Genomic DNA, 12,651 nt, shown 5'->3' with positions numbered 1-12,651 from the left:
CGTTGGCCGGCGCGACTCAGCTCGCCGGGTCCATCAACGACACATGGGCGGCGACGATACGCCAACCCTCCGGGCGCCGTGCCCAAACCTGGCTCTGGCGACCGATCCGCTCCGAGCCGGGACGGGTAAATTCGGTCCAGGCGGTGGCCAGGTCGGGTCCGTGGGCGGTGATCACCGTGTTACGCAGCTCGCGATAGAGCCCCTTGCTCGGGCGCTGTTTGCGAAACTCGGCAATCTGGTCATAGCCGTACAGGTTCTCGGTGGCGCCGTAGCGTACCACCCGCGGATCGTTCCAGAACAGCTTGTCCAGGGTCACAACATCGTTGCTGATCAGGGCCTGTTCGTACTCGGCGAAAGCGGCTTTTACCTCTTCCAGCACGGCTGCATCATCCAGTATCACTAATACTCTCCTTTTATTTAGGGTTATTCCAGCCGGCGTCCAGTTCGGCGGCCAGATTCAGCAGCGCTCGGTCGCTGCCGGCGGGCCCGATCAGTGACAGCCCCACGGGGCCGGTGCCGTCATGCAGCAGCGGCAGGCTGATCTGCGGGAGACCTGCGATACCGGCGATGGCGTTCATCCGCATGGTGCGGGTGCGGGTCGCATCCACCTCTTCGGGGGAGGCATCGATGGCAGGCGCATGGCCGGGTGCCGTGGGCATACACCAGACGGTGTTGTTATCGAACAGGCTGCGAACTTCATTGCGCAGGGCATCGGCGGCGGCCAGCGCGGTGGCGTATTCGTCGCGGCTGATCTTTGAGGCGGCCTCAAAACGCTCGCGGATGCCGGGGCCAAAGTTGGGGCGGGTCGCCTCTATCCACTCACCATAGGCCTGCCAGGCCTGGTAGCCCTGCACCACGCGGAACAGAGAGGGGAAGCGGTCCAGCTCACCGAGGGTGAGCGCGTCGATCTGGGTGAGTAGCTTGTTGGCGTCGAGCCGTTCCTGCAGTTGGGTGAGCAGTACCGGTTCTACATTGGAATACACATCGGTAATGCCGCGTACCTGGGAAAATCCGAAGCTGTCGGCATCCGTGGGCAGCAGCACCTTGCCGACTTTGCTGAGGGTTTCGATATCGCGGGCAAACCAGCCCAGGGTGTCGAAGCTGGGCGCCAGTGGCGCGGCGCCTTCGCTGGAGATCGCTGCATGGGTGGGGCGGATGCCGTAAACGCCGCAGTAGCTGGCGGGAATGCGCACCGAACCGCCGGTGTCGCTGCCGATGGCGAAATCCACCAGCCCGGCAGCAGTCACCGATACCGAACCACTGGATGAGCCGCCGGGAATCGCGCCCGGCAGCGCCGGGTTGGGCGGTGTGCCGTCATGGGCGTTCTGCCCGGCGATGCTGTAACAGAGCTCGTCGGTATGGGTCTTGCCGATCAGGTGAGCACCGGCATCCAGCAGTTTGGTGAATACCGGTGCATCCATAGTGGCGGGTGCGTGTGTCGCACGCCACTGGGGCTGGCCAAGGCCTGTGACATGTCCCTTGAGCTCGAAGATATCCTTGCTGGCGAAAACCAGCCCATCCAGAAGGCCGCTGCCCTGGGGCAGTCGCTCCACCGGGTCGTTCTCGATAAAACCTGTGGTCAGTTGCATGGGGGCTTTCCCTATCCTGTTAGCCGGAGATACCGGACATGACGGTGCGTGGCAGCCAGAGGCTGATTTCCGGCACGGCGTTGATAACGAAGAGTACGATCAGTGCGAGCCACACCAGCGGCAGAGCGCCTTTCACCGCCTGACCGTAGGTAACGCCACCCAGGCTGCTGGCCACGAACAGGTTCATACCGAAGGGCGGGGTGAACATGCCGATGGCGCAGTTGACGCAGAGGATCACGCCCAGGTGCACCAGATCCACACCGGCCATTTCCGCCACCTTGATCACCAGCGGCACCAGGATGATGACGATGGAGTTGGGGTCCAGGAACATGCCGGCGATCAGCACCACCACGTTGATCAGAAGCAGCAGTACCACCGGGTTATCGCTCAGCGAGAGAAGGCCAGTGGCCAGCTGCTGGGTCAGGCCAGAGGTGGTCAGGTACCAGGAGAAGGCCGCGGCGGAAGCGACGATGATCATCACCTGGGTGGTCACCACGGCGCTGTCGACACAGACACGCCAGAGATCCTCAATGCTGAGCTCGCGGTAGATGAACATGCCCACCACCGTGGCGTAGACAACTGCCACAGCAGCCGCTTCGGTGGGGGTGAAAATACCGCCGTAGATACCGCCCAGAATCAGCACCGGAATCGCCAGCCCCCAGGATGCTTCGCGCAAAGCGGTGAACAGCTCCTGACGGGAAGGGAAGGGCCGTGACTCCATGCCCGATTTGCAGGCGCGGTAGTAGCAGTAAGCGAGGAACACCAGGCCATAGACCAGGCCCGCGCCGATGCCCGCCATAAATAGCGCGCCGATCGATACGCCGGCCATGGCGCCGTAAACGATCATAAAGATGCTTGGCGGAATAATGATTCCGACGGCGCCGGTGGCCATCAGCAGGCCCACGGAGAACTTCTGGTCGTAACCCTCTTTCAGCATTGACGGCAGAATCAGCCGGCCCACCGACACCACGGTGGCGGGGCTGGAGCCGGAGATAGCGCCGAAGAACATGGAGCCGGTCACGGTGGTCATCGCCAGGCCGCCGCGGAACGGGCCCACCAGCATCTGCGCTACCTTGAGAATACGGTTGGAGAGGCCGCTGGTGCTCATCAGGTTACCGGCCAGAATAAACAGCGGGATCGCCATCAGCGGAAAGCTGTCGAGGCCGGAGAACATGCGCTGCACGATCAGCATCGGCGGTGTGGTGCCGGCCACGCTGAGGCCGATAAACACGGCCAGCGTCAGCGCGACGAAAATCGGTAGTCCGGCGGCGAGCAGGCCGGAGGTAAGAAAAAGAAATCCTGAACCCATGTTAAGCACCTGCCGGGGTATTGCTGTATTCGAGGGACTGGTTGCGCAGCAGGCGCACCAGGGTTTCCGACAGCCGGATCAGCATCAGTGCCGAACTGAGCGGAATAGAGATGTAGAACAGGTACATCGGTGCTTCCATGGCCGGTGAGCTCTGCCCGAACATCATGATCTGGCGGGTCAGGTGATAACCGTGCCAGGTCAGCATCGCGCACAGCGCCATGCAGGTCAGGGTGATCAGAATCTGCAGCGGCTTCTGCATGTTCTCGGGGGCGATCTGCTTGAGCACATCGATACGGATATGGGCGTTCTGGCGGAAGGCGATGCTGCCGGCGATAAACACCATCCAGATAATCGAGTAGCGCACACTCTCTTCGGCCCAGCTGAACGAGTAGTTAAACAGGGCGCGGGCGCCGATCTGAATACAGAGCATGGAGGCGGCAAAGATGATCAGCACACCCACGGTGCCGTTCTCGATCCACGCCAGTAGACGACTGAAACTGTTCCACATAAAGAGTCTCCAGCCCGGGGCCTGGGAGGCTGCGAACAGCAGCAGCCCCGGGACGTTCTGATCGGCTTACTGGGCGGCGAGGGCTTGCTGGGTACGCTCAAGCAGGTTGTCGTCGAGCTTGCCGGCGAACTCGTCATACACTGGGGTCATCGCCTGGCTGAACTTCTGCAGCTGCTCCGGGCTCAGGCTGACGATCTCGGTACCGCCGGCGGCTTCGATGCCATCCAGGTAGGCCTGCTCGCGGGCGATGGAGCGCTCACGCTGGTACTCACCGGCTTCACGCACGGCGGCTTTCAGCATCTGCTGGTTTTCCGGACTCTGCTGATCGAACCAGGTTTTGCTGAAGATAAAGGCGGTGGCCAGGTAGCCGTGGTTGGAGAGCATCAGGTCATCCTGCACCTCGTAGAACTTCATCTGCGAGATAGAGACCAGTGGGTTCTCCTGGCACTCCACCACACCCTGCTGCAGGGCGGTGTAGGTTTCGCTGAAGGCGATCGGTACCGGGTTGGAGCCCAGCGCCTTGTACTGGGAGATCAGCAGCGGGCTTTCCATCACGCGCACCTTGCGGCCATCCAGATCATCGGGGGAGGTCACCGCGTGGTTGCAGGTCAGCTGCTTGAAGCCGCTTTCCCAGAACATGGCCGGCTCAAAACCCGCCTTGCGCAGGCCAGAGAGCACCTCGTCCCCGATCGGGCCGTCCAGCAGTTCATAGGCCGCTTCGCGGGACGGGAACAGGAAAGGCATATCGATCAGCTGCAGGTTCTTGTTAAAGCCGCTGAGCTTGGCGGTGGGGATAGGTGCGGCTTCGACGGCGCCGAACTGCATCTGCTGCGCCACCTGAACATCATCGCCGAGGGCGTTGTTCGGGTAGATGTTAACCTCATATTCGCCGTTGGAGCGCTCCTCGATCAGCTGCTTCAGGCGTTCGGCGCCTTCGTGCTGGGCGCTGTCTTCGGTCATATCGTGATGCAGTTTGATCACGCTGGCGGCCTGGGCGTGCAGGGCGGTGGCGGACATGGCCAGGGTCATGGCGCTGATCAGGGTTTTGAGCGGCTTATTCATCTATCTCTTTCCTTGTCTCGGCGGATTAAACGTTGTCAGGCTATTTCTTGTATACAAGAGCAAGATGAGTGCCACTTATTTAAACCGTTTAAAAACAAGGGATTACTTATAAATTGGTAAATCTGAACATAATTGGTGCACTAAATTTGTCTTGTATACAGATTTTCTGCTTCGTATCGGTGCGCTTTGGCTAGCAATCGGCCGAGAGGCTTGGGGAGGGCGGTGACTATCCTGGATAACTGGAAGCTGGAGCGTGATTAGAGAGCCAGTACAAGATCACCAGTAGAAAAAAAGAGCAGGGACAGGTGAGCCGGGACAAGTAGTTCCAGATTGAGGCGCTATGACTGCAAATCGAGAGAAGGGAAGAGCTAGAAAGTCAGGTTGCTGGCTTTACGTCGTGGGCAGGTTTGTGCAGCTACTTGTTCACCTGGTTGTTCAACTAGCTACTAAAGTAACCGCTCACTTGAGCGGCAAAACACCGTAGTGCTTACCCATGCTGGCGCAGTACTTGGTCCATTCGATGTTCTCACTGAAGTTGGCCAGAAAACTGAAATCGGAAGAATCAAACCAGCGCTCAGCCCAGTACAACCGCTTATCCGCATAGGTCTGTGCGATAAACTGCTCCGGGTCCGCCTTGCCTTCCGATTCGGCACGGGGAACCGCATGGTCTTTAAATTCAGTGGATACCGCCTGCATCTGTTGGACCTGATCCTCGGGTTTGCCCTGGTACTCTGCCGACTCGGCCAGTACATCGTAGATCGCCGCACACTCCGCCATGCTTACCGAGATGTCCTGAGCGGTGGCTTGGCCGGAGGTGCAGGCCAGTAGGGCTGGTAGGAATAGGTAACTATATTTCGGTGGTCGAGTCATAGGGTATGAAATCAATAGGGTTAATGACTTAGAAAGTGGATCAGTACCGCTCCTTGTAAGATACCGGAACGGAACTAGGCAGCAGGAGAGTTCCGAGCCCAGCGTAGCTGGGCTTAAAGTTGACGGCCCTGTTATGGATTACTTTCCAGCTTTTTTATAGCAACACGCTTGAATCGAGAGGAAAGCCTTCGTAGGCGTGCCCAGACGAATATAGAAATTAAGAAAACAAGGAAACAAATGAGAAAGGCCTTAATATTGATCATGCTTGGCAATAGGGCTAACGAAACAAATGCTGATACAAAAGCGTTTAAGGCCATTCCTCTGGCGATTCGGTCTCTACTCACATATAAATCCATCGTCTTCGCCATATCGCTTGGCGATTGAGCCAGAATGGTAGCCCCTCGCTCGTAGGAGTCGGATTTAGGCCTTCCTGCTAAAAAATAAAAAGCCTTCTTTGTGGTTCGAAGAAAAAATCTAAACTTGCAATATTTGCACATTCCCAATATGCATTGTTTGGTTCTTCGGATTGTAAAAGATGAGGCTACATCAACGTAAATCCCCAATATGTATGCTATGGGAAAATATACTACAACGAACACTTCTTTGTAGTCTTTTATCAATTCTACTGGTAGATCTATAGCTTCGTTCACCAAAGCTACTACCCAGACTGATGCAACTATTCCAGATATTAGATATTCAATAAGAGCAAAAAACTGCATTAGTTTGAGCTCCTGGATTTCTATGAATAACGCCCAAAGAAGGCGCGCATATTTTTCTTGTTATGAGTTTTTTTTGCCAATTTCTACTCTAAGCATCCTGAGGGTTTGTATATTTCTATTTAATTCGTCATTTGAAATGGATGCTGGCTTGTGCACAACATTGTTCCGAAAAATACGTAAATTGTCTAGTTCCTTATACAATCCATACGTATTTTCCTCATATTTTAGTAGAACCGTAATGGCATTCCTTATGTTATGAATATCTCTAATATACTTCCTGGCTCGCCTCAAAGTATCTTGCTCAATTTCTGCCCACAATTTAAGGAATTTACCTATATTAGAAGGCGCAATCTCTGCACCAAGATTTTTACTAATATCTCGACATATTCTCTCAATCTCGTCGTTTTGCGGATATAGAGCATTTTTAGGAATACGGTCGAAAGACTTACCCCAAAATGAATCAGAGTTTGGTATCTCGAACTTTGCAATCAATCTATTGTTTAAATCTAACTCTTCTTTTCTTTCGTACTCATTGGTGATGTCATCTGTCCCCACTAAAAAACCTTCTTGAAAGTATGGACGAAGTGCTTTTGGGGGACTAATGCTTAACAGTCTAATGTTTATTAAATCTTGTTCCGAATTTATTGATATTCTGTTCGTGTAGTATGGGAGGCCAAATACGTAAATAAAGGCTGTATCCTGATCGTTATTCAATTGCGCAAACGAACAGGCAACTCTAATGGACTGCGTAATATCTATAAGAGGTGTCTCAGTAACTTCGTAATGTTGAAGTATGCTCCACTGAATATATTTCTTTCGTCTGAGTTCATACTGACCTTCTACTTTATGCTTCTTGAATAGGTCTACAAGAATTTTGCTGGCGCTATATAACTTATCAAATCTATAATCTAGTTCTTGCTGCGTTAAATAGTCGCTTCTATATATTGTGGGGTAGAAAGTCGACTTTTCTGCCTTGTTTTTGTAATCGCTTCCTTGGCCTCTAAAAAATAGAAGGTGGTCTTTATTTAGATATGAAAGTTTCGCAACTTGTTCAACTAGCTCCCTGTATGATTTCACCGGAAACCCTTTGTCAGCAGCTACATCTTTAATAGATGTATGCTTCGCAAGCTCTTGCGTTAATACTGCTCCAGATACTTGTCTCATTTAGTTCTCAGATTTTTTAAACTAATAATGCCTTGCTTACGCGCCGGTTTAGAGCTGCGAAGCTGCGGGAAATCGGTCGCTGTGAAGCAGATTGTTAGAACATAGTTTGTTGCCCGGGAACCCCAAACCTGATTTTGCCAGAGCTATCGAAATGGAAACCGAGTGCACCGATAAGTCGCTCCGTAAGTAAATAAAATTCATTTGCTATGGCCATAGAAAGTTGAGCATCGGCCACGCTGCAAAACTCTGCTCGATGAGCTACAGCGTTCCGCACTTTTTGAACTAACTCCCTCTCCTTCCACAGAGACATCGATGACTTGGGACGACTATACTTTGCAGCGCCCTCATTGATCTCCACATACTCTTCCAATATTTTAAATATCAGATCCTTGAAACGATCCACTCCAGTCTGCTTAGTCAAAACAGTTGCGATAAGCTCCGAAATCGATTCACTGTGCACCAAGCCGGAAACAATGGGCTTAAGAATAACGGTCTTTAAAATCACCTCCGTGGCGATCGACGAATAGAGGAGCGAGGCCGTTGGGTCTTTGTCTAATAGGCTCTTTGAAGTTTCAAGAAATTTCAATGCACTGACGGCGATGGAAGAGTTACGTTCATAGTATGACTGAAGTCTTTCAGTTATGAACTCTTCAATCGCTTGGTCGCGATGTTCGTCGTAAAGCTCTTCTGCTAACGAAGCAACAAATTCATCATATGCAGCTTCCTGCTCGGCTTCCTCATAGCTCATAGACATTCCGGGCCCCCTCTTTCTTACGCCCGCATTTGCGGCTGGTTTGGAGCGGAGCGGAAAAACAGTCCGACAACATGCGCTTGTTAGGCTGTGACTTCATCGCCAGTAATTCTCTGCAAGGATATAAAAGCTTCATCAACATACGATTTCCCAGTCTTTTTCTCGAACTCCTCTAAAAGATAGTCCTCGAACCACAGCCAATAGCCTGTGCTATTTTCTCTATCGTCATCTTGCCCCCGAACACCCTCTGAGTAGCGTGAAGTGCTTTTCAGAACTTCTTTATCAACAGGAAAGTCCTTGTCCTGATTATCTTCCTCAAGCAACTCAAGTAATTTCTCTGCATGATAGTTATATTCTAGGAACGATTTTACCTTTGACTCTTTTTCGGCTGACCATTGCTCTTTAATGAAATGACTGATCAGGGGATTAATTTGGGTCAAGTAATCTGTAACCCTGACATGTACTAGCCTTTGAATGTATCCATTTTTCTCTAGCGCTGAGTTATTTGACTCAGACAGATCTAGAGTTTCATTTTTCAGGGTTAATTTTCTTAAAGTGGATTTCTGTTCGAAATGTAGATGCTCAAACGAACTTTGAATCTTTGTTAATAGCAACTTTTCCTTTTGTTCTTTCTCAATTCCTTCACGCTTGGCTTCTTCTAATTCCATCTCTTGTTTAAGCGCCGCTTCTTTTTTTGACTTATGCTGTTTCCATAAGAGCTCAGCAGCCCAGGATATTGCTTGTCCTACAAGTGAGCCACACCCTACACCAAGAAGGAGCAGGACAATTGATAATTGTTCTTTGGATATTTGAGTCTCTGAGATAACTGGCTCAAGGTATTTCCAGGAGATCAACAAAGTCACTGCAACTGTTATGTACTTAACACATGCCTTTGGTGAAGTAAGGGCTGCCAGTAGCTTTATAATCGTACCCGCAGTTTCACTCATTTGTACCCTCCTAGGAGCCTAACGCCCACAACACCAGACAATATGGAGCGCAGCGGAAAATTGTTCCGCGTGCTTGCGCTTGTTAGGCATGGATTGACAGCCTTTCTTGAAGAGCTTGAGCATCACTACTCATAAGCTCCTGTTTCGTAATAATGCAAACTAGATCTTTTCCTTTTCGACCTTCAGACTCTCCAGCCAACCGATTTATTAACTGGTTGTACTTTTCTTCATTGTAAGCCTCTGAATCAATAACAATGAGAAGAAGTGTATTCGGCAGTCTGTTTGTCACCTGAGAATATACGCTCTTTGCATATATATTTTTCAAATATACTTCGCGAAGCCAGCCGAAGTTAAATCCTTTCCTTATATATTTAACTTCAACTATATAGTCTTTGGTTAACATGGCCTTAGCACGAAGCAATATATCCAATTCAACGTTCGCCACCATTTTGTTGTGACTAACGTCAAACTTATTTCCATACATCTTTGTTAACTTGTCGTAGACAAGCTCTTCCACTTTTGAGTATTGCGATCTAAACGAATTAACAACATAGAAATCAGAATTTCCTGACTCTGCAACCTGAAGACTCTCGTATTCTGACATTTCTTTCTCTTCTATTTCATCTTTGGTTGCATAGCGAAGTGATTGCTTTTTTATTTCGACATCGAGCCTTGTTTGCTCGTCAAGATGGAGCTGGTTTTTCCTCCAGTTTTTTAGGCCAAGGAAGATGAATATCATTCCTACAGTAGAACCGGTAGAGGAGAACCATGGAATAAAGCTAACGATAAACGAAACTGCATATTGCCTTTCAATTACCACCGCCTTAGCCACATCTGATAGTGCGTTGATCTCTGACTCAGGTCGGAATAGATCGAAAGGCTCCCTAAGAAACATCCAAGGAGCTAAAATAGATAGGGTTATCAATACCACACCCAGAGATACTATAAATTTATATAGATCTCCAAATTCAAACTTCATTCTCGCTCCTTCTGATGCCTAACAGTCTGCTTATGAGGTCTACGACGTCATAATAATTATTGGCGGGTATACCTTTTAATTTTCGATATTCTGCTTTTTATAAAATAAGATATTGAAAATAAAAGAGAAAAAATGAAGCCATTCGCCGCTGCCAGGTTAAACGGTGGTCGAATCGCTTGAAGCAACACTGAAGAGGTAAAGCGAACTACTGTTGCTGAAGCTGTCGGAGACGTTGGGTCCGTACGCAGAGATAAGCAATTTATCGTTAACACTGAGAATGCACTGCAGGTATTCATCATCAGTCCCTTGGCTTACCTACCGTTGAGTCTATGCGTCTACTGCCTGTCTGACGCTGGAGTCAGTTTGCTACGGTTGGGAGGAAGGCACAAGTTAGATAAGGGCGTTCTTGTGTAAGCACTTAGTCGGAGTTTGGAGGAGCAGACTTGGAAAGCTGGCGAGTGCCCTGGATTCTCAGTGGCCGGAATCCGAGTAAACGCGGACCTCATCCGTGACTGATAAGCAGCCCAATAAAAAAGCGCGGAGCCAGAAGCTGCCGCGCTAAAACAGGTTGGGTAAACCTAAGAAAATCAGAGGGTGCCGTTGCGCTCGGACCAGGTGGCCAGAAAGGCTTTCAGGCGCGGTGATGTGGGGTTGGCGAACAGCTCAGACGGTGGGCCCTGCTCTTCGATACGGCCATCGGCCAAGAAGATCACCTTGTCTGATACCTGGGCGGCGAAGCCCATTTCGTGGGTGACGATCACCATGGTCATCCCTTCTTCGGCAAGCTGTCGCATCACCTTGAGTACCTCGCCGACCAGCTCAGGGTCCAGCGCTGAGGTGGGTTCATCGAACAGCAGGATGCGCGGTTCCTTGGCAAGGGCGCGGGCGATGGCGACACGCTGTTGCTGACCGCCGGAAAGAGTACCGGGGAATACATCGGCTTTGTGCGCCATATCCACCTTGGTCAGGGCGGCCAGGGCTTTTTCCTTGGCTTCGGCGCGGGAGAAGCCGGCCACCAGCATCAGCGGCGCCATCACGTTTTCCAGCACGCTCTTGTGCGGCCAGAGGTTGAACTGCTGGAACACCATGCCCACGTTGCGCAGGTCTTTCTGCACCTGGTGCTTGGGCAGGGGCTTGAGGTTACCGGCGTTATCGGAGCCGTAGCCGATCATCTTGCCTTCGACGGTGATCTCGCCACCTTCATAGGTCTCAAGAAAGTCGATACAGCGCAGCATGGTGCTCTTGCCGGAGCCGGAGCCGCCGATGATGCAGACCACCTCGCTCTGGTAAACATCCAGATCGATCCCCTTAAGGACCTCGTTGTCGCCGAACCTTTTCTTCACGTCGATCATGCGGATGACCGGCTTCTGTTTCACGTTGCTCATGGGCAGTCTCTCTTCAATCTCTTTTCAGTCTGGCTGCAAAGGGCGGCTCATCTGGCGGCGATATAGGCGGTCAGCCGGGTTTCGACGCGGCGGGCGGCCCGTGACAGCGTGAAAGTGATCAGCCAGTAGGTGAATCCAAGGAACAGGTAGGGTTCGATCACCGAGAAGGTCTCTGTGGACATCCGCGTGGCGGCGGTTGTCATCTCCGGCACGGTGATCACCGACAGAATCGCGGATTCCTTCACCAGCAGGATGGTTTGGTTTACCAGGGTCGGCAGCACGCCGGCAAACATCTGCGGCAGGCTGACGTGGAAAAAGGTCTGGCTGCGCGAGAATCCCAGATCGGTGGCCGCTTCGATCTGTCCCTTGGGAATGCTCTGAAAGCCGCTACGGAAAATCTCGGCAAAGTAGGCCGCGGTATAGAGGCCAAGGCCGCCGATACCCACCTGGATCTCACTGAATTCCAGGCCCACGAACGGGCCGCCGTAAAACACCAGGTAGATCTGCACCAGCAGCGGTGTGCCGCGGAACAGGGTGATGTAAAGACGGTAGAACACGTAGAGCGCGCGGTTGCCGCTGCGGCCGATAATGCAGAGCAGCATCCCCAGCAGCAGGCCGATCACCAGGGCGCCGCCGCAGACGTAGAGGGTGAACATCACCCCTTTGAGAAGCTGTGGGCCGTAGGTAACGAAGAGTGTCAGGTCCATGCTTATCTCCTAGCGGTAGCTGAGTCGGCGTTCGAGGTACTGGCCGGCCTGGCTCACCGCGGTGGTCAGCACCAGATAGAGCAGCCCGGCGGCGATGAAAAACTCGATCGGACGGTAGGTGGTGGACGAGTACTGCTGTGCCACCCGCATCAGCTCGGTTACGGCGATGGTGGAGATCAGCGACGAGTTCTTGATGATGTCGATGGCATCATTGACCAGCGCCGGCAGGGTGTTGCGGGCCACCTGGGGCAGCTCCACATGGATCAGCGACTGCCAGCGGCTGAAGCCGAAATCCCAGGCGGCTTCCAGCTGGCCTTTCGGCAGCATCTGGAAACCACCGCGCAGGATCTCGGCCTGAAACGCGCTGCTGTTAAGCGACAGCGCGATGATCGCCGCGAGAAGCGAGGGGATGTTGATCCCGGCCAGTGGCAGAAAGAAGAAGATAATCGCCAGCTGGATCAGTATCGGGGTACCGCGCAGGGCGCTGATATAGACCGTGGCCAGGCCTCTGATCACCGGATTTTCGGCACGGCGCGCCTGACAGATCAGGGCGCCGATGATGAAGCCGAAAAAGATCGAGATACCTGAAATCCAGAAGGTCATCCACAGCCCGTTAAGCAGAGCGCCGCGGTATTCCCAGACTACTCCGAGATCAAACATC

General features: G+C 52.3%; 14 protein-coding genes. All 14 read right to left on the bottom strand.

The genetic code is table 11. The annotated features are described in order from the left end of the window. Window positions 1–16 precede the first annotated feature (16 nt). Complete coding sequence (gene hpxZ, locus C4S72_RS12920) at window positions 17–400, bottom strand: oxalurate catabolism protein HpxZ (RefSeq protein ID WP_104003537.1); 384 nt, start codon at window positions 398–400, stop codon at window positions 17–19. Window positions 401–413: 13 nt separating this feature from the next. Continuing rightward, window positions 414–1,589 (bottom strand): amidase, encoded by a 1,176-nt coding sequence (locus tag C4S72_RS12915; protein WP_104003536.1) that lies wholly within the window; start codon window positions 1,587–1,589, stop codon window positions 414–416. Between the two features lie 19 nt (window positions 1,590–1,608). After that, complete coding sequence (locus C4S72_RS12910; protein ID WP_104003534.1) at window positions 1,609–2,898, bottom strand: TRAP transporter large permease; 1,290 nt, start codon at window positions 2,896–2,898, stop codon at window positions 1,609–1,611. A gap of 1 nt (window position 2,899) precedes the next feature. Then, on the bottom strand, window positions 2,900–3,406 hold the full coding sequence (locus C4S72_RS12905) for a TRAP transporter small permease (protein WP_104003532.1): 507 nt from the start codon (window positions 3,404–3,406) through the stop codon (window positions 2,900–2,902). Window positions 3,407–3,472: 66 nt separating this feature from the next. Further along, window positions 3,473–4,468: a TRAP transporter substrate-binding protein gene (locus C4S72_RS12900; protein WP_104003530.1), complete on the bottom strand. Its 996-nt coding sequence runs from the start codon at window positions 4,466–4,468 to the stop codon at window positions 3,473–3,475. A 459-nt stretch (window positions 4,469–4,927) separates the two neighbouring features. Beyond that, window positions 4,928–5,245, bottom strand: coding sequence for a hypothetical protein (locus C4S72_RS12895; RefSeq protein ID WP_104003528.1), 318 nt, complete (start codon window positions 5,243–5,245; stop codon window positions 4,928–4,930). Window positions 5,246–5,469: 224 nt separating this feature from the next. Then, a complete protein-coding gene (locus C4S72_RS12890) occupies window positions 5,470–6,057 on the bottom strand; it encodes a hypothetical protein (protein ID WP_104003527.1) in 588 nt (195 codons plus the stop codon). 60 nt (window positions 6,058–6,117) lie between these two features. Further along, window positions 6,118–7,221, bottom strand: coding sequence for an FRG domain-containing protein (locus C4S72_RS12885; protein ID WP_104003525.1), 1,104 nt, complete (start codon window positions 7,219–7,221; stop codon window positions 6,118–6,120). 94 nt (window positions 7,222–7,315) lie between these two features. Then, entirely contained in the window at window positions 7,316–7,969 is a 654-nt protein-coding gene (locus C4S72_RS12880) for a hypothetical protein (RefSeq protein ID WP_146071908.1), read from the bottom strand. An 86-nt stretch (window positions 7,970–8,055) separates the two neighbouring features. Beyond that, window positions 8,056–8,919 (bottom strand): hypothetical protein, encoded by an 864-nt coding sequence (locus C4S72_RS12875; RefSeq protein ID WP_104003522.1) that lies wholly within the window; start codon window positions 8,917–8,919, stop codon window positions 8,056–8,058. An 82-nt stretch (window positions 8,920–9,001) separates the two neighbouring features. Continuing rightward, window positions 9,002–9,898 carry a hypothetical protein gene (locus tag C4S72_RS12870; protein WP_104003521.1) on the bottom strand — a complete coding sequence of 299 codons (897 nt, stop codon included), beginning with the start codon at window positions 9,896–9,898 and terminating at the stop codon, window positions 9,002–9,004. 587 nt (window positions 9,899–10,485) lie between these two features. After that, window positions 10,486–11,283 (bottom strand): amino acid ABC transporter ATP-binding protein, encoded by a 798-nt coding sequence (locus tag C4S72_RS12865; RefSeq protein ID WP_104003520.1) that lies wholly within the window; start codon window positions 11,281–11,283, stop codon window positions 10,486–10,488. Between the two features lie 47 nt (window positions 11,284–11,330). Next, on the bottom strand, window positions 11,331–11,990 hold the full coding sequence (locus C4S72_RS12860; RefSeq protein ID WP_104003519.1) for an amino acid ABC transporter permease: 660 nt from the start codon (window positions 11,988–11,990) through the stop codon (window positions 11,331–11,333). Between the two features lie 9 nt (window positions 11,991–11,999). Continuing rightward, the gene (locus C4S72_RS12855; protein ID WP_104003518.1) at window positions 12,000–12,650 is read right to left on the bottom strand and encodes an amino acid ABC transporter permease; all 651 of its coding nucleotides are present in this window, start codon (window positions 12,648–12,650) and stop codon (window positions 12,000–12,002) included. Between the last annotated feature and the right edge of the window lies 1 nt (window position 12,651).

Origin of the sequence: Marinobacterium lutimaris (assembly GCF_900108065.1) — a bacterium.
Taxonomy (GTDB): Bacteria; Pseudomonadota; Gammaproteobacteria; order Pseudomonadales; family Balneatricaceae; genus Marinobacterium_D; species Marinobacterium_D lutimaris.
Note: the sequence above shows the minus strand (reverse complement) of the source record. Positions and strands in the feature narration are given on the sequence as shown.